The 25,471-nt window shown below is 61.3% G+C and carries 24 protein-coding genes; 13 read left to right on the plus strand and 11 right to left on the minus strand.

Features of this window, described 5'->3' with window-relative positions:
* Window positions 1–9: 9 nt before the first annotated feature.
* Window positions 10–1,467, minus strand: a complete 1,458-nt coding sequence (locus tag DYI22_RS06575; RefSeq protein ID WP_213477235.1) for a DUF4331 domain-containing protein — start codon at window positions 1,465–1,467, stop codon at window positions 10–12.
* A gap of 17 nt (window positions 1,468–1,484) precedes the next feature.
* Here DYI22_RS06575 and DYI22_RS06580 point away from each other — a divergent pair, with 17 nt between their 5' ends.
* From DYI22_RS06580 to DYI22_RS06590, 3 genes are read left to right on the plus strand one after another with little or no spacing between them, the layout of a single operon-like run.
* Window positions 1,485–1,652: a hypothetical protein gene (locus DYI22_RS06580; protein ID WP_213477236.1), complete on the plus strand. Its 168-nt coding sequence runs from the start codon at window positions 1,485–1,487 to the stop codon at window positions 1,650–1,652.
* Window positions 1,649–2,206, plus strand: coding sequence for a sigma-70 family RNA polymerase sigma factor (locus DYI22_RS06585; protein ID WP_213477237.1), 558 nt, complete (start codon window positions 1,649–1,651; stop codon window positions 2,204–2,206). The genes DYI22_RS06580 and DYI22_RS06585 overlap by 4 nt, the downstream gene beginning before the upstream one ends.
* Window positions 2,203–2,895, plus strand: a complete 693-nt coding sequence (locus tag DYI22_RS06590; protein WP_213477238.1) for an anti-sigma factor domain-containing protein — start codon at window positions 2,203–2,205, stop codon at window positions 2,893–2,895. Before DYI22_RS06585 ends, DYI22_RS06590 begins: the two co-directional genes overlap by 4 nt.
* A gap of 18 nt (window positions 2,896–2,913) precedes the next feature.
* Here the strand turns inward: DYI22_RS06590 and DYI22_RS06595 are convergent, their stop codons facing one another.
* Complete coding sequence (locus DYI22_RS06595; protein ID WP_323132883.1) at window positions 2,914–4,335, minus strand: HDOD domain-containing protein; 1,422 nt, start codon at window positions 4,333–4,335, stop codon at window positions 2,914–2,916.
* 227 nt (window positions 4,336–4,562) lie between these two features.
* Here DYI22_RS06595 and DYI22_RS06600 point away from each other — a divergent pair, with 227 nt between their 5' ends.
* Genes DYI22_RS06600 through DYI22_RS06610 form a run of 3 tightly spaced genes read left to right on the plus strand, consistent with a single transcriptional unit; the run spans window position 4,563 to window position 7,039 of the window.
* Entirely contained in the window at window positions 4,563–5,570 is a 1,008-nt protein-coding gene (locus DYI22_RS06600) for a methionine ABC transporter ATP-binding protein (protein WP_213477239.1), read from the plus strand.
* A complete protein-coding gene (locus DYI22_RS06605) occupies window positions 5,570–6,235 on the plus strand; it encodes a methionine ABC transporter permease (protein WP_213477240.1) in 666 nt (221 codons plus the stop codon). Before DYI22_RS06600 ends, DYI22_RS06605 begins: the two co-directional genes overlap by 1 nt.
* A gap of 21 nt (window positions 6,236–6,256) precedes the next feature.
* On the plus strand, window positions 6,257–7,039 hold the full coding sequence (locus DYI22_RS06610) for a MetQ/NlpA family ABC transporter substrate-binding protein (protein ID WP_213477241.1): 783 nt from the start codon (window positions 6,257–6,259) through the stop codon (window positions 7,037–7,039).
* 66 nt (window positions 7,040–7,105) lie between these two features.
* Here the strand turns inward: DYI22_RS06610 and DYI22_RS06615 are convergent, their stop codons facing one another.
* Window positions 7,106–7,759, minus strand: coding sequence for a peroxiredoxin (locus DYI22_RS06615; protein ID WP_213477242.1), 654 nt, complete (start codon window positions 7,757–7,759; stop codon window positions 7,106–7,108).
* 99 nt (window positions 7,760–7,858) lie between these two features.
* Window positions 7,859–9,226: an alanine/glycine:cation symporter family protein gene (locus DYI22_RS06620; RefSeq protein WP_213477243.1), complete on the minus strand. Its 1,368-nt coding sequence runs from the start codon at window positions 9,224–9,226 to the stop codon at window positions 7,859–7,861.
* A gap of 215 nt (window positions 9,227–9,441) precedes the next feature.
* On the opposite strand from DYI22_RS06620, the gene DYI22_RS06625 reads away from it, so the two are divergent.
* The 3 genes from DYI22_RS06625 to fghA all read left to right on the plus strand — a co-directional run bounded on the left by DYI22_RS06625 (window position 9,442) and on the right by fghA (window position 11,845).
* The gene (locus DYI22_RS06625; protein WP_213477244.1) at window positions 9,442–10,398 is read left to right on the plus strand and encodes an alpha/beta fold hydrolase; all 957 of its coding nucleotides are present in this window, start codon (window positions 9,442–9,444) and stop codon (window positions 10,396–10,398) included.
* A 141-nt stretch (window positions 10,399–10,539) separates the two neighbouring features.
* Window positions 10,540–10,971 (plus strand): CBS domain-containing protein, encoded by a 432-nt coding sequence (locus tag DYI22_RS06630; RefSeq protein ID WP_213477245.1) that lies wholly within the window; start codon window positions 10,540–10,542, stop codon window positions 10,969–10,971.
* Window positions 10,972–10,999: 28 nt separating this feature from the next.
* Complete coding sequence (gene fghA, locus DYI22_RS06635; protein ID WP_213477246.1) at window positions 11,000–11,845, plus strand: S-formylglutathione hydrolase; 846 nt, start codon at window positions 11,000–11,002, stop codon at window positions 11,843–11,845.
* On the opposite strand, the gene DYI22_RS06640 is transcribed toward fghA, so the two are convergent.
* Window positions 11,842–12,963 (minus strand): HD-GYP domain-containing protein, encoded by a 1,122-nt coding sequence (locus DYI22_RS06640; RefSeq protein ID WP_213477247.1) that lies wholly within the window; start codon window positions 12,961–12,963, stop codon window positions 11,842–11,844. The genes fghA and DYI22_RS06640 overlap by 4 nt on opposite strands.
* A 313-nt stretch (window positions 12,964–13,276) precedes the next feature.
* Here DYI22_RS06640 and DYI22_RS06645 point away from each other — a divergent pair, with 313 nt between their 5' ends.
* Window positions 13,277–14,287, plus strand: coding sequence for a GGDEF domain-containing protein (locus tag DYI22_RS06645; protein ID WP_213477248.1), 1,011 nt, complete (start codon window positions 13,277–13,279; stop codon window positions 14,285–14,287).
* Between the two features lie 15 nt (window positions 14,288–14,302).
* On the opposite strand, the gene DYI22_RS06650 is transcribed toward DYI22_RS06645, so the two are convergent.
* Window positions 14,303–15,694, minus strand: coding sequence for an MATE family efflux transporter (locus DYI22_RS06650; protein WP_213477249.1), 1,392 nt, complete (start codon window positions 15,692–15,694; stop codon window positions 14,303–14,305).
* 135 nt (window positions 15,695–15,829) lie between these two features.
* Here DYI22_RS06650 and DYI22_RS06655 point away from each other — a divergent pair, with 135 nt between their 5' ends.
* From DYI22_RS06655 to DYI22_RS06665, 3 genes are all read left to right on the plus strand, one after another.
* Window positions 15,830–16,699, plus strand: coding sequence for a carboxylate/amino acid/amine transporter (locus DYI22_RS06655; protein WP_213477250.1), 870 nt, complete (start codon window positions 15,830–15,832; stop codon window positions 16,697–16,699).
* Window positions 16,700–16,777: 78 nt separating this feature from the next.
* Window positions 16,778–18,352 (plus strand): PAS domain-containing methyl-accepting chemotaxis protein, encoded by a 1,575-nt coding sequence (locus DYI22_RS06660; protein ID WP_213477251.1) that lies wholly within the window; start codon window positions 16,778–16,780, stop codon window positions 18,350–18,352.
* 159 nt (window positions 18,353–18,511) lie between these two features.
* Window positions 18,512–19,894: a sodium-dependent transporter gene (locus tag DYI22_RS06665; RefSeq protein WP_213477252.1), complete on the plus strand. Its 1,383-nt coding sequence runs from the start codon at window positions 18,512–18,514 to the stop codon at window positions 19,892–19,894.
* A 91-nt stretch (window positions 19,895–19,985) separates the two neighbouring features.
* On the opposite strand, the gene DYI22_RS06670 is transcribed toward DYI22_RS06665, so the two are convergent.
* The 5 genes from DYI22_RS06670 to dctP all read right to left on the minus strand — a co-directional run bounded on the left by DYI22_RS06670 (window position 19,986) and on the right by dctP (window position 25,414).
* A complete protein-coding gene (locus tag DYI22_RS06670; RefSeq protein WP_213477253.1) occupies window positions 19,986–21,560 on the minus strand; it encodes a methyl-accepting chemotaxis protein in 1,575 nt (524 codons plus the stop codon).
* A 177-nt stretch (window positions 21,561–21,737) separates the two neighbouring features.
* The gene (locus tag DYI22_RS06675) at window positions 21,738–22,316 is read right to left on the minus strand and encodes a hypothetical protein (protein WP_213477254.1); all 579 of its coding nucleotides are present in this window, start codon (window positions 22,314–22,316) and stop codon (window positions 21,738–21,740) included.
* A 102-nt stretch (window positions 22,317–22,418) separates the two neighbouring features.
* Entirely contained in the window at window positions 22,419–23,729 is a 1,311-nt protein-coding gene (locus tag DYI22_RS06680; RefSeq protein ID WP_213477255.1) for a TRAP transporter large permease, read from the minus strand.
* Window positions 23,726–24,271: a TRAP transporter small permease subunit gene (locus DYI22_RS06685; protein ID WP_213477256.1), complete on the minus strand. Its 546-nt coding sequence runs from the start codon at window positions 24,269–24,271 to the stop codon at window positions 23,726–23,728. Before DYI22_RS06685 ends, DYI22_RS06680 begins: the two co-directional genes overlap by 4 nt.
* Window positions 24,272–24,367: 96 nt before the next feature.
* Window positions 24,368–25,414 carry a TRAP transporter substrate-binding protein DctP gene (gene dctP / locus DYI22_RS06690; protein ID WP_213477257.1) on the minus strand — a complete coding sequence of 349 codons (1,047 nt, stop codon included), beginning with the start codon at window positions 25,412–25,414 and terminating at the stop codon, window positions 24,368–24,370.
* Between the last annotated feature and the right edge of the window lie 57 nt (window positions 25,415–25,471).

Genomic DNA, 25,471 nt, shown 5'->3' on the forward strand with positions numbered 1-25,471 from the left:
CGTGCTCCCTTAGATGCTGTTGGGTGAACCGGCGATCGGCGTCGCGAGGTATGGGAACACTTCCTGCAGTTCCGTCGGATCGAGCTGAACGCCATCGGTCAGCGGCGCGTCCTTGTTCGGCGCATCTGTCGTCAGGGCGCCCATGACTACGCGCAACGCAATATCGACGGTGTCATCCACCGGGCGACGACCATTGGGGAAGCCGGCGTTGTCCATGCCCAGGACACCCAGATCATTCTGTGCTCCCGCCGCAGTTGCTGGGATGCTGGGGTTAAGCCTCAGCATTTCCGAAGCGGTAACGCCTTCGGGGCCGTTCACGTCTGGTACGCCGGTCAGGAAAGCGGTGACCAGATCGTTTCTCGGCGTTGCGGGCGCCACAGCCGTCCCGGCGAACAGGATCTCCAGCAGGGCTGGCAGGGTCGGATTGGTCACGTAAGTGGCAAACTGGCCGTCGTCCTTGGGTTCGCTGGCGTTAAAGCGATCCTTGTCTTTCAGACCAATCACCACCTCGTTGACCAGCGGCATGCCCAGCCGTGAGACCTGGGTGTAGGCGCCGCCCTCGACCGTCGCGCCTTTGCCATCCGCAGCGGGAGCCGGGTTCAGCACGCGGGCCTGGCGAACGCTGGCGGTGGTCCATCCACCAATGACCGGATCGCCGGAGGCAGTCTGGGCACTGCCGGTCAGGCAGGCGGTGGGTACTTCCAGCGCAAAGGAAGTGGTGTTTTTATCCGCCAGATCTCCGGCGCCCTCACCGTCGCGCGCGCCCAGGGGGTTGGTGTTCACCAGATCGAAGATCTCGCCAAGGTTGACGGCAAACGCTTCCTTGCGCTGGCCCACGAAGACCTTGCCATTCGTGCCGCAGCCCGGAATTGCAATGTCGAAGACATGCTGGTTGGCATAGGCTTCGTAGTCTGCAAACGACTTGCCGCCAATGTTGTCCAGCGGCTTGGCAAAGGTTTCCATGCCGGTGGTGGCGTTGGTCGCGGTCTGTCGCGTGCCGGTGCGACGGTCACCGCGAATCACTGTCACCGTGTATTCCTGACGCATCTGGACATTGGCGTTGTCCGTGGCGTCGCCAATGTTTTTCAGGGGCACGGAAACCATCTCCCCGCCGATATCCAGCTGAATGTCGTTCATCACGTCCTGCATCTGGAACTGGAAGGTGATGTCTTCCCGGGCGTTACCGGAATTATCGATGTGGATCTCGTAGATGGCGTCTTCGTCCAGATCGAAGTAGTTCGGGCCGCCATAGGCATCCTGAAGCGGCAGGTAGTTGGCGATCAGAGTTGTGAAGCTGTCCCTGCCACTCTCGTAGCTGCGGAACATGTAGAAGTCGGTGCCGTCCACCTTGGGCACTTCGGTGATGAACGGCGCTTCCCGGTGGCTGGAGGCCGATGCCGTACCTGCGGTCAGACAGATTCCGGCGATCGTTAGGGCGAGGCCGGAGCGTTTTATTACTGTGTTCATTCCCTGTTCCTCATCTGATGTTTGATGTTGTATTGGGAGAAACGGAGCGGGCTGGCGAAAAGATGCAGGGTTCGAAAAAAATTTCTCTGGCGGATTTTTCCAGTTGCGGGTGCAACCTGATGGCCTTCCCACGCGTACTGGAAACAGGAGAGGTACTAGCTGAAGACGGAGTCAACAAACAATGACAACCAGTGACGCGAACCAGGACGAGCTGATGAAGCTGCTTGTTTCGGTTGCCAGAAGCGACCGCCACGCCTTCCAGACGTTATACAACAGGATGTCCGCCCGGATGTTCGGATTGTGTTTCAAACTGGCAGGGCAGCAGGAGCTGGCCGAAGAAGCGCTTCAGGATGCTTTTGTGCAGATCTGGCATCACGCCTGCGAATACCACAGTGACCGGGGATCGCCACTGAGCTGGATGTTGACCATCGCGCGGTATCGCACACTTGACCTGATGCGGGCGAGGACGGTACGCCGTACCGGCGGTGAAGAGTATCTGGAACACCTCGAGGATCAACGTGGCGGACCTCTTGATGCGGAACTGCGCAGTGCCGGTGCGGCGCAGTTGACCGGTTGTTTTGGCGAACTGAGTGACTCGCAACGGGACAGTATCCTGCTTTCGTACTACCGTGGCTTCACTCACGATGAGTTGGCGCAGGCGTTGAGTTCCCCGGTCGGCAGCGTCAAGAGCTGGATTCGCCGGGGACTGATGGCGTTGAAGAGGTGTCTGGAAAGATGAGAAAAACGCCGGAACGCATAGAAAGCCTGGCGGCCGAATACGTGCTGGGATCATTGAAAGGCAAAGCAAGGCAACGCTTTGAGCGCTGGATGATGGAGTCGGTACGGGTTCGTCAGGAAGTCTGGTATTGGGAAGAAAAGCTTGGTCAGCTTGGCGATCAAGTGCCCGATCGTATTCCCCCCGGCTCGGTCTGGCGGGGGATTGAACGACGGCTTTGGCCCCCGGGGGAGCCGGCAGCCACGAAAACGAAGTCGGGACGACTCTGGCCGGCGTGGAGTCTGGTTGCCACGGCGGCGGCTCTGGTGCTGTCGTTGATGCTGGTCCAGCAGCCGGCGTATACGCCAGACACACGGCTTTCCGGCGCTATCGTTCAGGCGGGTGTCGGCGAGCCCTTGTGGCTGGTCGACGAGTCCGGTGGTGAAGGACGCCTGCGACTGCGCTCTGTGGCCGCGATGTCCGCTGCGGCGGGAAAGGATTATGAGTTATGGATCGTGCCGGACAATGGCAACCCATTATCTCTGGGCGTGATACCAGTCGGGGATGTGCATCAGGTGGAGCTTACGGACCAGGCCCGCCAGTCCCTGGGCCGGAGCCGCACGCTGGCCATCAGTCTGGAGCCGGGAGGCGGTTCGCCCACCGGACAGCCGACTGGTCCGATACTGCACGTGACCAAACTTTACGAGCTGTGAGGCTGTGCCGGGCCGGCGTCAGTTTGCCGCCAGCAGCGTAATGCACAACTGGGCGTTCTGGACGAAGTGTCCGAACGCCGTCAGTTGTTCCTCGGAAGGGACATAGTCAGCGGCCGCGTTGTCGGCGTAGAACAGGCCCACCAGCCGTCCTTTTGCGGTCAGCGGGCCGATCAGGGCCGGAACCTTGCCCAGCCAGCGGTCGTAGGGTACGCCCTCTTCCACCGGCCGTGGTTCGTAGATGACGCAACTGGCGTGGGGCAGCAGGCGCCCGAGCGGCCCGGTGCCGTCCCTGGAAATCACGAAGTCCTCCCGCCAGGTCTCTGTGCCGCGACCGCCGACTTTGCGGGGAATCAGATTGTGACCGGTTTTATCCCCCATCAGTAGTGCTACCCGTTGCATGCCAATGGCCCGGTGCGTGCCCTCAATCACCAGCTGGCACACCTCGTTCAGGTCCGGTTTGTCGGTGAGGCTGACGGTCAGGTCCCGCAGGATCTGCAGTTGCAGATTCGGGTCAATATCCGGCGCGCGCCCGGCGCGGCCGCCGCTGCCGTCCTGGCTCCCGGGCATCAGCGCGGTTACCTGTGGGATGCCAAGCGAAACCGCCACCTTGGCCGCTTCCTGGGCATTCACCTTGAGCTGATCGCGCACCGCCGCCGGGGTCTGGTCGGTGTCCTTGCCCAGCTGTTCCAAGACCTTGTCCATCTCGGCCCCGCGCCAGCCTTTCTCTGACAGCGTGGCCATTTCCACCGAATGGCGCACCAGGCTGGCCGCCATGGAGTTGGCCTGGCCCGGGGCCACCACGTCCTTGATGAACGGCCCCAGCGCCCAGGCGTCGACCAGGCCGCGGGTGATCTCGGTGAAGGTGGTATGCAATACGGCTTTCTGCGCCTCGACCGGCGGTTCCTCCAGGCGCAGCCGCTGCTCCAGCTCGTGAGCCTGTTCGGTGTCGCAGGACCAGAACGCCAGCTCGCCAATGTTCATCAGCAGGGCGCCGATAAATACCTCTTCCAGAGCATGGTCGTTGCGCTTGGGCATCAGGCAGCGGGCCTGAACTGCGGAATGGATGGCGCGGGCCAGGCAGCGCAGCAGGTGCGGGCGATCATTGCGCTGCAGCAGTGTGTCGACCAGCAGCGACGATATCGCCATGGATTTCACCGAATCGAAGCCGATCAGGGTAATGGCACGGCTGACGGTACTGACCTGGGTACGGGTCTGGTTGTAGAACACCGTGTTGGACAGCCGCAGTACCTGGGAGGTCAGCTGGGCATCGTTGAGAATGACGTTGGCCAGCTCGTTGACCGTGCTGTTGGTGCTGTCGGTCAGCTCATTGATGCGCTTCAGGGTATTGGCCAATACCGGAAGCTCGACCTTGCTGAGGTAGGTTACCCATGCCTGGGTGGAATTCATCCTTGAGGGCGGTGTCTCGTTTGTTGTGGTCACTGTGATCGCGCCTCGGAGTAAAGATGCTTTTATTACGAGAGTTTAGCGTAAGGGCTGCGGCAGTGTCAGGTAACAAAACGTGTACGGGCATGTACCAAGCGTGCAGATTCGGGTTTGGCCCGCGAATCGGCTATAATCGCCGGTTTTAACGCGGCACCGTCGGGCTGTCGGCTGAACGCCGGCCTGTGGCTGGCGAGGTGCCGGCAGAATGCTTAAAAGGCTGATTCGTGATTGTATTTGACCAGGTACAGAAGTCATACCAGGTAGGCGGGCGGGCGATTCCTGCCTTGCACCCCACCAGTATGACCATCGAAACCGGTGAGGTGTTCGGCATCGTCGGTCACTCCGGGGCGGGAAAATCCACTCTGGTGCGTCTTATTAACCTGCTGGAACCACCCACCGGTGGCCGTATTCTTGTCGACGACGAGAACATCACCGACTACGACGCCGCCGAATTGCGGGCCTTCCGTCGCAAGGTCGGCATGATTTTCCAGCATTTCAATCTGCTGTCCTCGAAAACGGTCGCCGACAACATCGCCTTTCCGATGAAACTGGCGGGCATCTACACGCGCAGTGAGATTCGCGAGCGGGTGGAGGAATTGCTGGCGCGGGTGAGTCTCAGCGATCACGCCAATAAATATCCGTCGCAGCTTTCCGGCGGACAGAAGCAGCGGGTGGGCATTGCCCGGGCGCTGGCCTGTCGCCCCACCATCCTGTTGTGCGACGAAGCCACCAGCGCCCTTGACCCCCAGACCACCCAGTCGGTGTTGCGCCTGCTGGCAGACATCAACCGCGAACTGGGGCTGACCATTGTGCTGATTACCCACGAAATGGACGTGGTGCGCCGGGTCTGCGACCGGGTGGCGGTGATGGACGCCGGTGAAGTGGTGGAGATGGGCGCGGTCAGCGATGTGTTTCTGCATCCGCAACACCCCACCACCCGGGATTTCGTGTTCGAAAGCGAGAGCATTGACCGGGACGAGCTGCAGGAAGACCTGCAGAAGGCCAACGGCCGCATCCTGCGCCTGACCTTCCGCGGCGAGTCCACCTACAAGCCGTTGCTGGGCAGTGTGGCGCGGGAATCCGGTGTTGATTTCAGCATCCTTTCCGGGCGCATCGACCACATCAAGGATACGCCCTACGGCCAGCTGACCCTCTCGCTGGTCGGCGGTGACCTGGACGTGGCGATGAACGCGCTGGAAGCCGCGGATGTTCACGTAGAGGTGGTGCGCTGATGGAAGCTTTACTGAGTAACGTCGACTGGTCGGAAATCGGCATCGCCAGCTGGGACACGCTGGTGATGGTGGGCATGTCGCTGCTGTTCAGTGTGCTGATCGGCCTGCCGATCGGCGTGCTGCTGTTCCTGTTCGGCAAACGTCAGCTGCTCGAGCAGCCGGCGGCCTATGCGGTGCTGTCGTTCGTGGTGAACGTGCTGCGGTCGGTGCCGTTCATTATCCTGCTGATCGTGATGATTCCGTTTACCGTCATGCTCATCGGTACCTCCCTCGGCGTTGCCGGGGCCATTCCGCCGCTGGTGGCCGGCGGCGCGCCGTTTTTCGCGCGGCTGGTGGAAACCTCATTGCGGGAGGTCGACCGCGGCATCATTGAGGCCACCCAGGCCATGGGTGCGAACGTGCGGCAGATCATTTTCGGGGCCTTGCTCCCGGAGGCGTTGCCGGGCATTATCGCCGGCATTACGGTGACGGCGATTACGCTGGTGTCCTACGCCGCCATGTCCGGTGTTATCGGTGGCGGTGGCCTGGGTGATCTGGCGATCCGTTTCGGTTATCAACGCTTCCAGACCGATGTCATGGTGATTACCGTGGCCTTGCTGGTGATTTTTGTGCAGCTGTTACAGATGGCGGGCGACCGCCTGGTTCTGTATTTCAGCCGTAAGTAACTCAAACAGGAGTATCGACTCATGAAGCTGAAGCAAACTCTCGCGGCACTGGCTGCTGCTGCAACGTTTTCCACGGCGGTTACCGCTGAAACACTCTCTGTGGCGGCCACCCCGGTGCCCCATGCCGAGATCCTGGAATTTGTGAAGCCGCAGCTGGCAGAGCAGGGCGTGGAGCTGGAAGTGAAGGTGTTCACCGACTACATCCAGCCGAACATTCAGGTGGATCAGAAGGGGATGGACGCCAACTTCTTCCAGCATCAGCCGTACCTGGACGAGTTCAACGACGGCCGCGGTACCAACCTGGTGACCGTGACCGGTGTGCACGTCGAGCCGTTCGGTGCCTACTCCAGCAAGATCGATTCGCTGGATGAGCTGCAGGAAGGCGCTGTGGTGGCAATTCCCAACGACCCCACCAACGGTGGTCGCGCCCTGCTGCTGTTGCAGAAAGCCGGCCTGATTACCCTGGAAGACGAAAGCAAGATCACCGCAACCCCGCGTGACATTGCCGACAACCCGAAAGACCTGGACTTCAAGGAACTGGAAGCCGCCACGCTGCCCCGTATCCTGAATCAGGTGGACGTGGCCCTGATCAACACCAACTACGCGCTGGAAGCCGGTCTGAACCCGTCCGAGGACGCGTTGATCATCGAGGGTTCCGAGTCACCCTACGTCAACATTCTGGTGGCACGTCCGGACAACAAGGACAGCGACGCCATGCAGAAGCTGGCGGCCGCACTCAAGTCCGACGCGGTGAAGGAGTTTATCCTCGAGAAATACGAAGGTGCCGTGGTCCCGGCGTTCTGAGCCTTCCGTTAAGACAAAAAAAGCCGGGCAATCGCCCGGCTTTTTTATTCCTGAAGGTGCGACAATTCAGTCGCCGCTCCAGTTGGCCTTCGGGTCCGGTGTCATCCGCAGATAGGATTTCACCGCCTTGTAGCCCTTCGGGAAGCGCTGTTTGATTTCGTCCTCGTCCTGCAGGGACGGCACGATCACTACGTCGCCGCCGCGCTCCCAGTTACCCGGGGTGGCAACCTTGTGCTCATCAGTGAGCTGCAGCGAGTCGATCACCCGCAGCACTTCGTTGAAGTTGCGGCCGGTGCTGGCCGGATAGGTGATCATCAGACGAATCTTCTTGTTCGGATCGATCACGAACAGCGAGCGCACGGTCAGGGTGTCGTTGGCGTTGGGGTGGATCATGTCATACAGATCCGACACCTTGCGATCGTGATCGGCGATGATGGGGAAATTCACCGAGCAGCCCTGGGTTTCGTTGATGTCTTTGATCCACTCGTTGTGGGAATCCACCGGGTCCACGCTCAGGGCGATCGCCTTGACGTTGCGCTTGGCGAACTCGTCCTTCAGCTTGGCGGTCAGCCCCAGCTCGGTGGTGCACACCGGGGTGAAGTCGGCGGGGTGCGAGAACAGTACGCCCCAGCCATCGCCAAGCCAGTCGTGGAAGCGGATGGTGCCTTCACTGGAATCCTGCTCGAAATCCGGAGCGGTATCTCCAAGACGTAAACTCATGGTGCTCTCTCCTTTGCGTTGGTTAAGCAAGCCTATAGATTACTGTGTGGAGGCGGATGAGGTGAATACAAGGGCACTTGATCCACCTCATCCCCTGGCTCAGCGACTGACGCCGAGCGCCTTCTCCTTCTCGAAGTGCTCCCGCGTCAGCCTGAACACCACCGGGCTAAGTAGCAGCAGGGCGATCAGGTTGGGCAGCGCCATCATGGCGTTCAGCGTGTCCGCCACCAGCCAGATAAAGCCCAGGTTGATGGTAGCGCCCACCGGAATGGCGAGAATCCACAGCACCCGGTAAGGCACGATGGCTTTCACCCCGAACAGGAACTCCACGCAGCGCTCGCCGTAGAACGACCAGCCGAGAATGGTGGTAAAGGCGAAGATCGCCAGCGCAATCGCCACCACGTAGTTGCCAAAGCCGGGCAGGCCGCCTTCAAACGCCAGGGAAGTCAGTGCCGCGCCGGTTTCGCCGGAGGTCCAGGCGCCGGAGGTGATGATCACCAGGCCGGTGATGCTGCACACGATGATGGTGTCGATGAAGGTACCCAGCATCGCCACCATGCCCTGATTGATCGGGTTCTTGGTCTGCGCCGCGGCGTGGGCAATGGGCGCGGAGCCCAGGCCGGCTTCATTGGAGAAGATACCGCGGGCCACACCGAAGCGAATGGCCGCCCACACGGCGGCACCGGCGAAACCGCCTTCTGCGGCGACCGGGCTGAAGGCATGGGTGAAGACCAGTGCGAACGCATTGGGGATCTGGTCGGCGTTGATTGCCAGCGCAATCAGACCAACGAACACGTAGGAAATGGCCATCAGTGGTACCAGCGCACTGGCCACGTGGCCGATGCGTCGAATACCGCCGATCAGCACCATGCCGACCAACACCATCAGGATAACGCCGGTCAGCCAGGTGGGCATGTTGAAGTTGGCCTGAAGCACGTCGGCCACCGAGTTGGCCTGCACCGTGTTGCCAATACCGAAACCGGCGATGGCGGCGAAGATAGCGAACACCACGCCCAGCCACGCCCACTTCTTGCCGAGACCGTTGCGGATGTAATACATCGGGCCGCCGACGTGGGCGCCGCGCTCGTCCACCTCACGGAAGCGAACCGCCAGCACCGCCTCGGAGTATTTGGTGGCCATGCCCACCAGCGCGGTCAGCCACATCCAGAATAGCGCGCCGGGCCCGCCGAGAAACACGGCGGTGGCCACGCCGGCGATGTTACCGGTGCCCACGGTGGCCGACAGCGCGGTCATCAGTGCCTGGAAGGGCGGAATTTCACCCTCGCTTTCGTCGCCGGTGGCGGAGCGGCCTTTCCACATCAGCCGGAAACCGGCGCCGAGCTTGAGGATCGGCATCAGTTTCAGGCCAAGGCTGAGGAAAAGCCCCACGCCGAGGATCATCACCAGCATGGGTGGGCCCCACACCAGTCCGTTTACCATACCTATAAAGTTTTCAATGGCTTCCATGGGAGCTCCCTGAGTTATGCCAAAGGGGTTGTTGTCATTCAGTACCCTTATAAGGGTATAACTGATTGAGTTTAGTCAGATATTTGAATCTGTAAACCGTCCGGGGCGGGAATTTGCCGGACCGGCGCGGCGATTTGTCAGCCGGGTGATTGGATTTGGCGGATTTTGCGGTACTGTAAGTGTTTCCACGCCCGCGATAAGACCCGAGGAATTTCATGACCCAGCCCGCCACTACGTCAAATGCACCGCAGGCCGAGATCCCGGATCCGTCCGGCGGGAACAGTCGCTTTGTCTCGGCCAACGGGCTGTCTTTCTGCGTCGAGACCCGCGGCGATCCTGCAGGTGAGCCCGTGCTGTTCATCATGGGGCTGGGGGCGCAAATGACACTCTGGCCGGAAGCCCTGCTGGAGCGCTACGCCGCCGAGGGTTACCACGTCATCCGCTTTGATAACCGCGATATCGGGTTGTCATCGCACCTGAAAGACCGGCTGGCCGGCCATCCGGCCGCGATGATGGCGCGTTCCCGGGTGGGCTTGCCGGTGCCTGCGCCTTACACCCTGCGGGATATGGCCGCGGATGCGGTCGGCGTTCTCGATGCCATGGACGTGAGCCGCGCGCATCTGGTGGGGGTGTCCATGGGCGGCATGATCAGCCAGCTGGTAGCCTCGCTGTGGCCGGAGCGGGTGCGCAGCGCGACCCTGATCATGACCTCCACCAACAGCCCGAGGTTGCCCATGCCCAGGCCGAAACTGATCTGGCGGCTGGCCGGTATCGGTGCCAAGGGGCACGATGAAGCCTCGGTGGTGGCGCGGTCGCTGGATTTCTGGAAGGTGATCCAGAGCCCGGCCTTCCCGCCGTCGGAGGAAGAGGTGCGCGCGCGGATCGTCCGTGACTACCGCCGCAGTTATCACCCGGCCGGCATTCTGCGCCAGACCCGGGCGATTCTCGCCAGTGGCAGCCTGTCGTCTCTGAGCCGGCGTATCCGGGTGCCCACCGCGATCATTCATGGCACCGCCGATCCGCTGGTGCGCCCGGTGGCCGCGGAGCAATTGAAATACCTGATCCCCCACGCCCGCCTCGAACTGATCGACGGTATGGGCCATGACCTGCCGGAGCCCCTGCTGGAGCGCTTTGTCGACATCAGCCTGTCGGCGGTGCAGTCGGGCCACTGACGTGGTAGATGATCCGCGTCAGATTCTGTTGATTATCGGGCCCCGGCGGTTTTCATTTCCCGGCGCATTGCCTATGGTTATAGAAAGCACATCGGTTCCGGCACGAGACCCCGGAGAGCAGACCGGCAGGGAGGATCGCCCATGCGTTCATTGAAAGTGTCTGATGTCATGTGGAACCACATCGAGCCTATCCGCTGTGGTACGCCATTAACCCGGGTGGTGAAAATACTGCTGCAGAACCACGTCAGTGGTCTGCCGGTGGTGGACGACCACCGCAAGGTCATCGGTTTTATTTCCGAACAGGATTGCATTCACGCCTTGCTGGTCAGCAGTTATCACTGCGAAGGCGACCCGATCGTGGACGACGTGATGTTCCGTGAGCCGGTGACCATCTCGCCGGAGATGGCCATGGTGGACCTGGCCCAGAACCTCGGTGCGGGCAAGCCCAAGGTGTTCCCGGTGGTGGATCATGGCCGCCTGATTGGTATTGTGACCCGCACCGCCATCCTGGCGGAACTGGCCCGATCCGGCTGCGGCATCGAACTGCCTAAATACGCATCGGCGGAAGACTGACCAGCCTGCAACCCGAACCGAGGACATCATGGAACTGCTATCGACCAACGTCTGTTTCGGCGGCGAACACCGCCGTTATCGCCACAGGTCAGACGCTCTGGGCTGCGACATGGAATTCGCGGTGTTTCTGCCGCCGGCGGCGGTGGGCGGCGCGGCGCGTCCGGTGCCGGTACTCTACTGGCTGTCGGGGCTGACCTGCACTGACCAGAACTTCATGCAGAAGGCGGGCGCCCTGAAACACGCCGCGCAGCTGGGCATGGCCATCGTGTGTCCGGACACCAGCCCCCGCGGGCTGGGGTTGCCCGGGGAGGACGACAGCTACGATTTCGGCAGCGGCGCGGGGTTTTACATCAATGCTACTGAGCAGCCCTGGGCACCCCATTACCGCATGTACGATTACGTTGCCAAGGAGTTGCCCCAGCTGGTGGAGGCCGAATTGCCGGTCACCGACCAGCGCGCCGTCAGCGGCCACTCCATGGGTGGTCACGGCGCGCTGATCTGCGCCCTGAAGAATCCGAGGCGCTATGCCTCGGTCTCCGCCTTTGCGCCGATTGCCAACCCCATGGAGTGCCCTTGGGGCCAGAAGGCCTTCAGCGGCTACCTGGGAGATGACCGCAGCCGCTGGGAAGAGTGGGACGCCACCATGCTGATCCCCACTGCACGGGAGCGGCTGCCGTTACTGATTGATCAGGGCACCGCCGACGAGTTTCTGGAAAGTCAGTTGAACCCGGAAGCACTTGCTGACGCCTGTGAGAAAATGCACCACCACATCAACCTGCGGATGCATCGGGGTTACGATCACAGCTACTTCTTTATTGCGTCGTTTATCGACGAGCACCTGGATCACCACGCCGCGGCCCTGGGCCTGCGCTAGCGGAATCCCCAAAGCAGGCTGAAGTCCATGGAAGGCATGACTTCAGGCTGCTCCACCGCTTCGATGGTGAACTCCGGTTCGCTGCAATCCCGCTCGAAAGTGCCGCTGTAGCGGTTGCCCCGGGGGCCGATAATGGCTTTCACAAAGGGCCCGCGATGGCGCACCGGGCGGCGGGCAACTACACCGACTTCATTGTTGCCCAGGCGCACCAGGGTTCCGGGCGGGTAGTCCGTCAGAATCGTCAGTAACGCCCGCGGAATGGCCGGTCGGAACTTGCCGTCAGCGAGGGTGTTAATCAGTTTGCGGGCGTCGGTGATATTCATCCGCTCGCGGTAAGCCCGCTTGGTGATCATCGCCACGTACCGTTCGGCCATGGCCAGGATCTCGGCTTCCGCCCGAATGTCGTTGCCGCTCAGGCCTTTGGGATAGCCGGAGCCGTCTGATTGTTCGTGGTGCTGGGCAATGACCTCGAACAGGGCGTTGTTGCGGATGCCCGCGTCGTGGAGTGCCTGGATGCTGCGTTGCGGGTGCTTGCGGATCACCGCGCGCTGTTCCTCATTGAGTATCTTGCGCGAGGCATTGAGCTGGTCTGCCACCGGCACCAGGGCCAGGTTGGCCACCAGAGCGGCACTGGTGAGCAGGCTGGTGCGCGCCTTGTCGAGGCCGAAGGTCTGGCCAATGGTGTGGCAGAGGATGCCGTAAAACAGGATCTGCTCATGGATGGTGGGTTCGATGGAGTACAGGTGCACCAGCGCCAGGCTGGCATCCGGCGACTCATCGCAGGTGCGCTCGATCATCCGCGTCAGCCCCAGTAGGCGCTTGAGAGCGCTCTCCTCGCCGGCCGTGATGGCCTTGATGGTGGATTCGAGGGTCTGTAACAGTATCGGGTATTCGGCGAAGGGATTGAGCTGGCGAGTGTCGTCCGGAATATCGTCGGGAGAACGCTCGATGTTGCGGGGTTGGAACAGCCCGCGGTCAAAAAGCTGTTCCAGCTGCATGTCGCTCTGAATCACATAGCCCTGACGCAGCAGCACGGTGCCTTCGGCGTCATAGACGGTCCATGGCAGGGGTTTGCCCACTACCAGAGCGCCAGGTGCGATACGAACAAGATTCGACAAAGATGGATTCCCGAATGTTATTTTTAGAATACCTGATTCTAACGCCGATTCCGGGTGAAACTCCACTGGCAGACACGCTTGGTTCCGGACGGATTCGGTGTCAGATGATCGTTTCGCCCAGGGAAGTTCGAGGAATGTCCGTTAATTGGGTCACAAAATCATGATTCCGGTCATGTTCTGTAAAATTTCGTACCGGCATAGCGAACGCTCAAGTTTCTTGCGCTATGCTAGGTTGCGAATGATACCAAGGTCTGATGTCGTAGCAGACGTCATACCTTTTGGCCCCCAATAACAAGCAACAACCGGACGCTGAATGCTCTACCGCCTGAAAACCGATTTTCGGTTATCCATCATTACTCTGCTTGGCGCCAGTGCGGTTCTGGGGATTACCCCTTTCGCCTTTATGCGGTTCCTGCAGGGGAATGTGGTGGCGGGTATTGTGGATACGGCCATCCTGCTTGGCATCACCGGAACGCTGGCGTATGCCTGGATCACTGGCGACACCCGGCGCAGTGGGCTGTTTCTCGCCATTATCTGCTGCAGCGGCGCTGTGGTGGTGGGGGCGGTGGTTGGCGAGCCGGGCCTGTTCTGGCTGTATCCCTGCCTGGTAACGTCTTTCTTCCTTACCGGTCCGAAAACAGCCGCCTTTATCAACGTTGCAGCGGTGGTGGCGCTGATGGTGCACGGGGTGGCGTTCAGTTCTGACCTGCAGATGTGGTCCTTTGCCGCTACCGCGTTCGTGGTCAGTGCCTGCGCCTACGTGTTCGCCTACAGAAACGACGATCAGCGCCGCCGGCTGGAGCATCTGGCCACCATCGATCCGCTCACCGGGGTGAAGAACCGTCGCTCCATGGATGAAGAACTGCAACTGGCAGTCTACAGCGCCGAGCGCAACCGGGTGCCCTGCGGTCTGGCGCTGCTGGATATCGATCACTTCAAGCGCATTAACGACACCTACGGCCATGGCGTCGGCGATCAGGTGCTGTCGGAACTGGTGGCAATGATCGAGCAGAATACCCGCAAGACCGATCAGCTGTTCCGCTACGGTGGCGAGGAATTCGTGCTGTTGTTACCGGGTGTGGACGATACCGGTTTGCGGGCGGTGGTCCACAACCTCCAGCAGGTATTGCGCAAGTATATGCATTGCCCGGGCGGGCCGGTCACCGTGTCGTTCGGTGTAGCCAGTCTGCAGGCGGATGACTCCGTGGACAGCTGGCTGCAGCGGGCGGATGCGGCGCTGTATCGGGCGAAGGAAACCGGCCGTGACAAGGTGGTGTTCTCGGAACCGCAGGACATCCGGGAATCCGTCACCGGGGTGGCCTGAACCCCGGCGCCTTACTCAGGGTTGAGATGCGGGCGCGTACCGGAACAGCCGCCAACCCAGCAGCACACTGGCCGAGGCCAACCCACCGGTCAGCCCGACCCAGAAGCCGGCCGCGCCCATGGCCGGCAGCAACCAGCCGGTAAAGGTCAGCACATAACCCAGCGGCAGGCCCACACCCCAGAACGAAAACAGCATGATCAGCATCGGAATGCTGGTGTCTTTATACCCCCGCAGCGCACTGATGCAAGTTACCTGAATAACGTCCGCAATCTGGAAGAAGGCCGCGAATACCAGCAGGCTGACGGTCACTTCCCGCACCGCCGCATCGCTGGAATACAGTGCGGCGATGCCCTCGGAGAATGCGAACAGCAGGGTAGCGAACACCAGCGCCACCGCCGACGCGAGGATCAGCGAACTCCGTGAAATCAGCCGGGCGGTGTCCGGCGCACCCGCGCCAATTAAGAAGCTCACTCGCAGGGTCAGCGCCATGCCGATGCTCAGTGGCAGCATGAACAACAGCGACACGACGTTCAGGGCGATCTGGTGGCCGGCCACCACCACCGGCCCCAGGGGCGCGAGAAACAGGGCGATGACCGAGAACATGCTGGCCTCGACAAAGATTGTGAAGCCAATGGGCACGCCGATTTTCAGCACGTAGCGAATGCCCGCCGGGTCGGGCTTTACCCAGTCGGCCAGCAGGTGGAAACGGCGATATACCGCACTTCGATTCAGATAGACCAACAGCGCGATGGCGGCGGTGCCGTTCGACAACGAGGTGGCCCAGCCGCAACCTACGCCCCCCATGGCGGGCAGCCCCAGTTTGCCGTAAATGAAGATGTAGTTGAGCGGCAGGTTGATCAGCGTGCTCAGTACCGAAAACGCCATGATCACGCGGGTGTGGCCGAGGCCGTCGGTCAGGCCTCGCAGCGCGGTCATCAACAGCATGGCGGGTACGCCCCAGGCAAAGGCATCAAGATAACCCTGGGAGATCCCGGCGGTGACGGGGTCCAGTCGGAACACGGCGAGCACCGGCTGCACGTGGGTCAGCAGCAGGATCATGATCACTGAGCCAATCGCGGCAATGTAGAGGCCCTGCCAGGTGGCCGGCATGATCTTGTCGGTGGTGCGGGCGCCGTTGTAGCCGGAAATGATGGGCTGCAGTGCGCTGAGCACGCCCATGAAAAACAGGAACAGCGGCATCCACAGGCTGCTGCCGATGCCGACTGCCGCGAGATCCTCCGCACTGGCGTGGCCGGCCATAACGGTATCGATGACGCCGTTGGCCATCTGCGCTACCTGGGCGATCAGGATGGGGCCGCCCAGAATGGCGAGGGTTTTCCACTCCGCCAGTGTGCGCGCTATCAGGGGTTGTCGGGGCGCCGGTAGTGGCTGATGGCTATCGTCCATGGGCGAAAGGCTGCCTTGCTGATGGTGTATGGCATAAACGCCGGAGAAGGGCCGCATCTTACCTGATCCCACCCGTCGCCGGCATTGCGCTTTTCCGGTACAGTGCCGCTCTCGGAATGAACAGGGGTGAGCGTTATGGGTCTTCTGGTTTTTGTCACGGTTCTGTGGGCATTTTCGTTCAGTCTGATCGGCGAATTTCTGGCAGGTCAGGTCGACAGCGATTTTGCGGTACTCACTCGGGTACTGCTGGCGGCCCTGGTGTTTCTGCCGTTTACCCGCTGGCGCGACGTGGCCACGGGGCAGAAGCTGGGGATTCTGGTCACCGGCATGCTGCAGTTCGGCATCACCTACCTGTGCCTGTACCGGTCGTTCAGTTACCTTACGGTGCCGGAAGTACTTCTGTTCACCATTTTCACGCCGCTTTACGTCACCCTGATCGACGACGCCCTCTACCGCCGCTTTTCACCGATGGCCCTGGTGGCGGCCGCGGTGGCCACGGTGGGGGCTGGCATCATCCGCTACGATGGCCTGAGCCAGGATTTCATCACCGGGTTCCTGTTGTTGCAGGTCGCCAACTTCACCTTCGCCGCCGGCCAGGTGGGGTACAAGCACGTGATGCGCCATTATCCGTCCGAGATCCCGGCGTTCCGTACCTTCGGGTATTTCTTCTTCGGCGCCCTGATCATTGCCCTGCCGTCGTTCCTGATTTTCGGTGACGCCGACCGCCTGCCGTCCACCGGCCTGCAATGGGGCATTCTGGGCTGGCTGGGTCTGGCCGCATCCGGGATCGGGCTGTTCCTGTGGAATCGGGGCGCCTGCCGGGTGGATGCCGGTACCCTGGCGATCATGAACAACGCCCTGGTTCCGGCGGGTTTGCTGGTCAACCTGCTGATCTGGAACCGCGATGCGGATTTGCTGCGCCTGGCGGTGGGCGGTGCGGTGATTGCCGCGTCGTTGTGGCTGAACACCCGTTTCCACCCGCGCGCGCACCTGGCCGCTACGTAAAGTCGCCTATTCAGTTTCCGCGGGATCGGCCGTTAACAGCGTCACCTGTTGCTCACGTTTGCTAAGACGGATTTAGTTATGAGAAAGAACCTTCCGGTTACCCAGCGGGAAGTCCGAATGCGCGAGGGTGGTCGTCTGATTACCACGACCGATCTCAAGGGTGTGATCACCTACTGCAATGACGACTTTGTGGAGATCAGCGGCTTCTCCCGCGAGGAGCTGTTGGGTGAGGCCCACAACATCATCCGTCACCCGGACATGCCCCAGGCGGTGTACGGGGATATGTGGGCGTACCTGAAAGCCGGCAAGCCGTGGATGGGGGTGGTCAAGAACCGCACCAAAGCCGGCGACCATTACTGGGTAAGTGCCTATGTGACGCCGATTCTCGAAGGCGGCCGCATGGTGGGCTACGAATCGGTGCGCGTGGCGCCGACCCGCGAGCAGGTGAGCCGGGCGGAGCGTCTGTATCGCCAGCTCAGTGCCGGCAAGCCCGCTCTCAGCTGGCAGAGCCGGCTGCTGTCAATGTCCAAATCCGGATGGCCCTTTGCGCTTTCGCTGGCGCTGAGCCTGGTGGCCCTTGGCACCGGTGCATCGGCGCTGGCGATGGGGCTGGTTGTGGTCGGCCACCTGGTGGCGGCCGGGCTGGTGCTCAAGTCTGTCACCGGCCGGCTCCAGCGCGTGCTGGCTCTTCGGCCGGACGCTTTCCACGATCCTGTGGTGGCGCGCACCTACAGCGACGAAAGCGGCCTGTTCTCAGAAGTCTCGATGCTGCTGATGAGCGAGGAAGCCCGCATCCGAACCGCGCTGGCGCGGATTGATGATCAGGCGGAACTGCTGTACGCCCAGGCACGGGCCTCCCATGGCTATATCAGCGACGGCGCCGAGGCTATTGCCCGGCAGCGGGCGGAAACCGACCAGACCGCCTCGGCCATCAACGAGATGACCGCCTCGATTCAGGAGGTGGCGGAAACGGTCGCCAGCAACGCCCGCGACGCGGAACATGCCAACCGGTTTGCTGCCACCGGCAGTGATCGCAGCGCGGAGGCACTGGAGGCCATCGAACAGCTGGTGACCCGGGTGAACGGCATTGGCACCGCCATTGGCAAGCTAGGGGAATCCACCAACAGCATCGGCGCCGCCGCCAAGCTGATTTCCGACATCGCCGAGCAGACCAACCTGCTGGCGCTCAACGCAGCCATTGAAGCTGCCCGCGCCGGCGAGCAGGGCCGCGGCTTCGCCGTGGTGGCCGATGAAGTCCGTACGCTTGCAAGCCGTACCCGCGAATCGACGGTGAAGATACAGGACGTCATTGATGATTTCCGGGATCAGGTCGAACAGGCGGTTGCCGCCACCCGGGCGGGCGAGGAAACCGCTGAGCAGGGTCTGGCAAAGGTGCGTGAAGCGGAAACCGCGCTGGCGGATATCGTTGCGGCGATCGGCAATATCTCCGACAGCTTTATCAGTATGTCCGCGGCGTTCGAGGAGCAGAGCCAGGTGTCTGACGAGATCAACCGCCAGATCGTCAACATTGCCGAGCTGGCGGACCACAGTACCGGGCAGGCGACATCCGCCCGGGACAGCAGTACCCGCCTGAGCGACATGTCCCACGGGCTGAAGGATCTTATCTCCCGTTTTGTCAGCAAAAACAGCTGATTATCGATTGAAGGCGGGCCTCCGTTCCGGGCGGCCCGCCGGTTAACTGGCATCCCCCCGCCACTACTGGCAAAATCCCGCCCCAATTGCTGGCGCAGCTGCGTTGGCAACGCCTATTGTTATAACGATTCATCAGCCAAAAAAGCACAGGATGAAAACATGACTGACAACAATGCGGACACTGCCCAGCGCGGTATGTGGTCTTCGCGGCTGGCCTTTATTCTGGCGGCCACCGGCTCGGCCGTTGGCCTCGGTAATATCTGGAAGTTCCCTTACGTTACCGGCGAGAACGGCGGCGGCGCCTTCGTGCTGGTTTACCTGCTGTGTATCGCCATCGTCGGTATTCCCATCATGATGGCGGAAGTCTTTATCGGCCGGAACGGTCGTCACAACCCGATTGCCAGCTTCCGGCTGGTGGCCGAGCGCAACCTGGCGTCGCCGGCCTGGCGCGTGTCGGCGATTGTCGGCGTGCTGGCGGCGTTTGTGATCCTGTCTTTCTATTCGGTGATTGGTGGCTGGGCAGCGTCCTACATCGGCCATGCCGCCATGGGGGATTTCACCGGCCAGAGCGCCGACGCCATCGGTGCCATCTTCGGTGATCTGCTCGCGAGCCCCGGTGTGTTGCTGGCCTGGCACACGCTGTTCATGGCGCTGGTCATCGTGGTGGTGGCCCGGGGTCTCAAGTCCGGCCTGGAGCGGGCAGTCAACATCCTGATGCCGGCACTGTTCGTACTACTGCTGGTCGCGGTTGGCTACGCCGCCACCACGGACGGCTTCGGCCAGGCGGTCAGCTTCCTGTTCACCCCGAACTTCGGCGCGTTGACGGTAAACGGGGTGCTGATTGCCCTGGGCCATGCGTTCTTCACCCTCAGCCTGGGTATGGCCATCATGATGGCCTATGGCTCCTACCTCAGCCGGGATGTGTCCATTGGCCGCACCGCAGTGACGGTGTCCATTATGGATACCATTGTGGCGCTGCTGGCGGGTCTGGCCATTTTCCCGGTGGTCTTTGCCAACGGCCTGGAAGCGGGTGCCGGTCCCGGCCTGATTTTCCAGACCCTGCCGCTGGCGTTCGGGCAGATGCCCATGGGCAGCCTGTTCGGTGCGCTGTTCTTCATTCTGCTGCTGTTCGCCGCCTGGACCTCCGGCATTTCCCTGCTGGAGCCGGTGGTTGAGTGGGTGGAAGAGAAGCTGTCCATTGGTCGCGCCGCCAGCGCGGTGCTGGTGGGTGGGGCCTGCTGGCTGCTGGGTATTGCCTCGATCCTGTCGCTGAACGAGTGGTCGGGCTTTGCCCCGCTGGGGATGTTCGAGCGCTTCGAAGGCAAGACCATTTTCGACCTGCTGGACTTCTTTACGGCCAACGTGATGCTGCCGTTGTCCGGCCTGCTGACCGCGGTCTTCGTGGGCTGGTTTGTGGCCAAGGAATCCCTCAAGAGCGACCTTGCCCTGGACGGTGGCGCGTTCACTCTCTGGTACAACCTGCTTCGCTTCGTGACACCGATTGCGGTTGCCATCGTGTTTGTCTACAACCTGATGGCCTGATCCTTCAACGGGATCTGAAAAAAAGGGGGCAGACCGCAAGGTCTGCCCCCTTTTTTCGTTGCATTTTCTAGAGCGCTTGTTGGCGTCCCGGTTATACCCGGAAACGACTCACCTGGGTGCTCAGGCCCTCTGCCAGACGGGCAAGTTCGTTGCTGGCGGACGACACCTGTTCGGTGGACGCGGCGGATTGTTCGCCCACGTCGCGGATCAGGGTGATGTTCTGATTGATGTCCTCGGCGACCGACGTCTGCTGCTCGGCGGCGGTGGCAATCTGGCTGTTGTACTGGCGAATTTCTTCCACCGCACTGGCCATCTCGCGGATGGTGGTCCCGGCGGTTTCGGCGCGGTCCAGGGTCTGTTCGGCCAGGGTGGTGCCTTTCTCCATGGTGGTGACCGACCCCTCGGCACTGGCCACCAGCGTATTGATCAGTGTTTCGATCTCAGACGCCGAGCTTTGGGTGCGCTGGGCGAGTGAGCGGACCTCATCGGCGACCACGGCGAAACCGCGGCCCTGCTCTCCGGCCCGGGCGGCTTCGATGGCGGCGTTCAGCGCCAGCAGGTTGGTCTGCTCGGCCACCGACTTGATCACATCCAGCACGGTGCCGATGTTCTGGGTCTCGGCCTGCAGGCCGCGCAGCTGGGTCATCACCTGGCTGATCTGCGAATTCAGGTCGGTGACGTAGGACAGCGTTTCGTTGACCGCGGTTTCGCCGTCGGCGGACTTTTCACTGGCGTGGTTGGCGGCGCTGAAGGCGGCCTCGGCACTTTTCGCCACGTCGTTCACGGTGGCCACCATCTCGTTCATTGCGGTCGCGACCTGATCGGTCTGGTCGCGCTGCTGGGACACGCCGGCACTGGTCTGCTCAGTGACGGTGGACAGCTCTTCCGAAGACGAGGCGATGTTGTTGGCGCCGGCATCGATTTGCTGGATCAGGTCGCGCAGGCTGGTGACCATGGTGGAGAAGGCCGCCTGCAGCTGACCGAATTCGTCGCCGCGGTCGCTGTTGACCTGCACGGTGAGGTCGCCGGAGGCGACTTTGTTGGCGATGTCCACGGTTTCCCGCACCGGGGTGGTGATGCTGCGGGTCAGCGCCCAGCCGACCAGAGCGGCCAAGGCGGCAATGATGACCGTGATGGTGATCAGGGTGGTCACTGCACCACTGTATTGTTCTTGCATCCGGTTGACCTGGATTTCCTGCAGTTCCACCGCCAGACCGACAATTTCGCGCGCCTTGACCCGGAGTTTTTCCTCAATGGCTTCCACCACCATCGGCAGGTCGTTGATCCGTGATTCCAGATCATCAATCAGGCGGTTGTAATCGGCGACGCCGTCGATGATGCCCTGGGCACGGGCGTCGTCCGCCGGCACGACCAGCAGTTCCATCAGCGCTTTGGCCTCTTCGGCAGCGTCATTGGCGAGGGATTTCGCTTCTTCCGCGTATTCTTTGCGACGGCGCAACTGGAAGTTTTTCTCTTCCGCCCGCGCCTGCAACAGGCTCGATTCCGCGCTGCTGGCGCCAGCGACGATCAGCGAGCGCTCGTTGTACTGGCTAAGGGTGTTGATGCCGATAGCGGCAATCACGATGGCAAGAATTACCATGAAGGCAAAGCCGGCGGCCAGTTTCTTGCCGACGGCAATGTTGTTGAATGAACGTGCGATGGACATCTGCTGTTCCCGATCCGGACATCGTTAAAGGTTGTCAGAGGCGGCGTGGAGAGCGACGCTGAACTCTGTAAGTTCTTTGTCGGCTCCTTCGCGCAAACCTTTATCGACAATCCGCAATATTCATAACGTTCGGGTAACCAAATGTAAAGGGGGCACCGGCGCTTTGCCGGCCCCGGTTCAGTAACTGCTGTCCGATTCGGTGACCGTCCGCAGTTCATCCATATGGGGGCGTACCGCCTCTTTGTCGGCTTCCGGCGCGTTACGGGCGTTCTCCATCGCCGCGGTGGCGCCGCCCATCATGGTGCGCATCTGTTCTTTCTGCGCTTCGCTCAGGTTCGGGTTGTTGTTGATCTGGTCCATGGCCGCGGCCATCTCGCGGGCCATTTCCGGATGCTGTGCTTCCATCTCAACGGCCATCCAGGCCTGGAATACCCGGTCGCCGGTGGCACCCCACTGCTCCATGGAATCGAAGCCGTGGTCTTCGACAATCTCTTCCATGCGGTCGTAGGCCTCATGGCCACGCATCTTGGCGACGGAATCGGAAAAGATGGATGAGAAGTCCGGCATTTCCGAGCCGTCATCGACGTCCGGTAGCTCCTGGTTCAGTTTGTCGAAGTCGTCCTCAAGGGTTTCGGCGTCTTTCAGGGTGTTGATGAACGCCCGGACGTTCTCGTCGGTCAGGCTTTCGGCCGCGGCGACGAGTGGGAACAGAGCAGAGAGTGTAAAGGCAAGGCAAAGTGAGAGTGCGCGTTTCATGAATTCCCTCCGTGAACAGGATGCCCCCGCATCCTTTGGGCGGGGGCCTGTCTATAAAATAGACGCTGTATCACGAAACGCGCAACCTGAGCCCGGATTGGCTCAGAAGAACAGATCCGGCAGGTAGGTGGCAATTTCCGGGAAGATCATGATCAGCGCCAGGCCGATAATTTCCACGATGACGAACGGAATGATCGACTTGTAGATGTCCTTCATGGTGATGCTCGGTGGCACCACGCCTTTGAGATAGAACAGGTTGAAGCCGAAAGGCGGCGTCATGTAGCCGATTTCCATGTTGATCACGAACAGGATGCCGAACCAGATCGGATCGAAACCAAGGGATTCCACGATGGGCATGAACACCGGCAGGGTGATCAGCATGATGCCGACCGGGTCGAGCACCATGGCGAGGAAGAAGGTGATCACCATCATGGAGATAATGATGCCCCAGGGGCCGCCCGGGATGTGCGTCATCAGGCCTTCGATCAGCGCCTGGGCGCCCATGCTCTGATAGGCGGCGCTGAAGGCGTGGGCGGCGAACAGAATCCACATGATCATGCCGGTCAGCTTGAAGGTGCGAATCGCCGCTTCCTGCAGGATGTGCCATTTGAACTGCTTGTACACCGCCGCCGAGATCAGTGCGCCCAGCACACCCATGGCCGCTGCTTCGGTGGGGGTGGTGATACCGCCGATGATCGAGCCGAGCACCATCACCACCACCCCGATGGGCAGCAGGACGGCGCGCAGGGCGCGGAATTTTTCTGGCCAGGTGCCCCGTTCTTCTTTCGGCAGCGCCGGCGCCAGGTGAGGCTGCAGGTGGCTGCGCACCAGGATGTAGATGGCGGTCAGCACCATCAGCAGGATGCCCGGCATGATGCCGGCAGCGAACATCTTGCCCACGGACACGCCGGTGATCAGCGCGTAGAGGATCATCAGGATGCTGGGGGGAATCAGGATGCCCCAGCCGCCGCCGGTGTTGATCACCCCGAGGGCCATGTTCTTGTCGTAGCCGCGCTCCAGCATCGAGGGCAGGGCGATGGTGCCCATGGCCACCACGGCCGCACCACTGATGCCGACCATGGCGGCGAACACGGCGCAGATGCCCAGGGTGCCGATGGCCAGCCCGCCCTTCAGGCCGCCGCACCAGAGGTGCATCATGCGGTACAGGTCCTTGGCAACGCCGGTTCGCTCCAGAATCATCGCCATGAACACGAACAGCGGAATGGCCACCAGGGTAAAGCTTTCCATGGTGCCCCAGATCTGGGAAGCCACCATATAGAAGGAATCAAACCCCCAGGTGAAGTACAGGAAGATCACCGACACGCCGCCCAGCACGAAGGCCAGCGGCAGGCCGAGGATCAGGAAGAACAGCAGTGATCCGAAAAACAGCAGGGTCAGGGCTTCAATACTCACAGCGCCTCTCCTTTTTCATTCTGCTCTTCCGGGGTGTAGTAACTGAGATTGAAAGCCACGGCGATGTCTTCCAGCAATTTGACGATTCCCTGCAACAGCAGCAGCCCGGTACCCAGGGGAATGGCGGCTTTGATCGGCCAGATCGGTGGATTCCAGGCGGAATAGGAGGTTTCCCAGCTGGCAATGGACTCGCGGGCCATGCTGACGCCGAAATACAGCAGCGCCAGGGTGAAGATAAAGAAGATAACTGACGTCAGGATGTCGAGCACCGCGCGACCCCGTGGCGACAGGTGTGAGTGCAGCAGATCCACATTCACGTGGCCCCGGTGCGCCATGATGTACCCGCCGGACATGATGGCGTAGAACCCGAACAGCATCTGGGTCAGCTCATTGGTCCACACGGTCGGTGAGTTGAACAGGTAGCGGAACGCCACTTCCATGATCAGAAACAGGAACATGGCGAAAACGATCAGGGCTATCCCGCGCCCGATAACATCATTGAGACGGGTGACCCCTCTCATGAATGCAGTCAGCACACCCATGGCATTCTCCGGGAAACGGTAAGTGGATCAGAAAAGCCGGGCCAGTTCGTCTGGCCCGGCTCTGGTCAGCTCAGGGCTATCAATAGCTCAGGGCTGTTAGAGGTAGCCGAGCTCGGTCAGGTAGTTTTTCAGCAGGTCCAGCGCCTTCTTGGCGTTGTCGCCGCGCTTGGCTTCTTCGTCCCACAGGCTCTGGGCGGTCTTGGTCAGGCGCTGCTGCACATCGTCCGGCAGGGTGTTCACTTCCACGCCCTGCTCGGAGATGGCCTTGGCCAGGGTGATGCGCTCTTTATACAGGTACTCGTTGGTGCGTACCCAGAACTGTTCATCCAGTGCCTGCTTGACGATTTTTTGCATGTCTTCCGGCAGTTTGTCGAGGGCCTTCTGGCTGACAATGATGACGTCGGTACCGGCAATGTTCAGGGCGGGCTGAACGTGGTACTTGGCCACTTCGTACAGGCCCATGCTGTACGCACCCTGGGAAGCACCCCAGTGGGCACCGTCCACGATGCCGGAATCCAGCGCGGAGTATAGTTCGCTACCCGGGATGTAGGAGGCGGCGGCGCCGGCTTCGGTGAGGAACGTCTGCAACGCGCCGGAGGAACGGATCTTCAGTTTGGTGAAGTCTTCCCAGCTGTTGACCGGCTGCTTGATCACCATCTCGGTGGGGTACACCTTGTCGGTGGCCCAGTAGACGCCGTGCTCGGCTGCTTCGTCACGGAGCATCTGCTCGAAGCCCAGGCCCTGGTGGAAATAGGCGGCTTCCCAGACATTGCGGAATGCGAACGGCAGGCCGGAAGCGATGCCCGCGAGCGACATCTTGTCCTGGGCGTAGGACGGGGAAATGGTGCCCATTTCCAGAATGCCGCGGCTGACCGCGTTGAAAGTATCCTTGGCCTTGAACAGCGAGCCGGCTTCGTACAGTTGCAGTTTCAGGCGGCCGTCGGTGCGCTCTTCAAGCACTTTCTGCAGGCGAACCAGGCTGTCCTCATAGGAGCTGCTGGACCCGGGCCAGTGTGACTGGACCTTCCAGGTCACCGTTTTCTCCGCGGCCACCGGGGCACTGGCCAGGGCGGCGGTCAGGCCCAGCGTCAGGGCCGAGGCATAGACAGTAAGGGTTTTTCGGGCGGTGGTTAGCATCTTCATCGCTGGACCTCGATCATTATTGTGTTAGTCGTCCCATTCCTAGTTTCGCACTGCAGA

It is taken from the genome of Marinobacter lipolyticus, from assembly GCF_018424605.1.
GTDB classification, from domain to species: Bacteria; Pseudomonadota; Gammaproteobacteria; order Pseudomonadales; family Oleiphilaceae; genus Marinobacter; species Marinobacter lipolyticus_B.

Coding starts and splice junctions, on each gene's coding strand:
- DYI22_RS06670 (WP_213477253.1), bottom strand. CDS start 21,560: ATGTCCATCGCACGTTCATTCAACAACATTGCCGTCGGCAAGAAACTG.
- DYI22_RS06615 (WP_213477242.1), bottom strand. CDS start 7,759: ATGAGTTTACGTCTTGGAGATACCGCTCCGGATTTCGAGCAGGATTCC.
- DYI22_RS06585 (WP_213477237.1), top strand. CDS start 1,649: ATGACAACCAGTGACGCGAACCAGGACGAGCTGATGAAGCTGCTTGTT.
- DYI22_RS06650 (WP_213477249.1), bottom strand. CDS start 15,694: ATGGACGATAGCCATCAGCCACTACCGGCGCCCCGACAACCCCTGATA.
- DYI22_RS06655 (WP_213477250.1), top strand. CDS start 15,830: ATGGGTCTTCTGGTTTTTGTCACGGTTCTGTGGGCATTTTCGTTCAGT.
- DYI22_RS06575 (WP_213477235.1), bottom strand. CDS start 1,467: ATGAACACAGTAATAAAACGCTCCGGCCTCGCCCTAACGATCGCCGGA.
- DYI22_RS06630 (WP_213477245.1), top strand. CDS start 10,540: ATGCGTTCATTGAAAGTGTCTGATGTCATGTGGAACCACATCGAGCCT.
- DYI22_RS06645 (WP_213477248.1), top strand. CDS start 13,277: ATGCTCTACCGCCTGAAAACCGATTTTCGGTTATCCATCATTACTCTG.
- DYI22_RS06605 (WP_213477240.1), top strand. CDS start 5,570: ATGGAAGCTTTACTGAGTAACGTCGACTGGTCGGAAATCGGCATCGCC.
- DYI22_RS06620 (WP_213477243.1), bottom strand. CDS start 9,226: ATGGAAGCCATTGAAAACTTTATAGGTATGGTAAACGGACTGGTGTGG.
- fghA (WP_213477246.1), top strand. CDS start 11,000: ATGGAACTGCTATCGACCAACGTCTGTTTCGGCGGCGAACACCGCCGT.
- DYI22_RS06665 (WP_213477252.1), top strand. CDS start 18,512: ATGACTGACAACAATGCGGACACTGCCCAGCGCGGTATGTGGTCTTCG.
- DYI22_RS06625 (WP_213477244.1), top strand. CDS start 9,442: ATGACCCAGCCCGCCACTACGTCAAATGCACCGCAGGCCGAGATCCCG.
- dctP (WP_213477257.1), bottom strand. CDS start 25,414: ATGAAGATGCTAACCACCGCCCGAAAAACCCTTACTGTCTATGCCTCG.
- DYI22_RS06610 (WP_213477241.1), top strand. CDS start 6,257: ATGAAGCTGAAGCAAACTCTCGCGGCACTGGCTGCTGCTGCAACGTTT.
- DYI22_RS06580 (WP_213477236.1), top strand. CDS start 1,485: ATGTTTGATGTTGTATTGGGAGAAACGGAGCGGGCTGGCGAAAAGATG.
- DYI22_RS06590 (WP_213477238.1), top strand. CDS start 2,203: ATGAGAAAAACGCCGGAACGCATAGAAAGCCTGGCGGCCGAATACGTG.
- DYI22_RS06675 (WP_213477254.1), bottom strand. CDS start 22,316: ATGAAACGCGCACTCTCACTTTGCCTTGCCTTTACACTCTCTGCTCTG.
- DYI22_RS06685 (WP_213477256.1), bottom strand. CDS start 24,271: ATGGGTGTGCTGACTGCATTCATGAGAGGGGTCACCCGTCTCAATGAT.
- DYI22_RS06660 (WP_213477251.1), top strand. CDS start 16,778: ATGAGAAAGAACCTTCCGGTTACCCAGCGGGAAGTCCGAATGCGCGAG.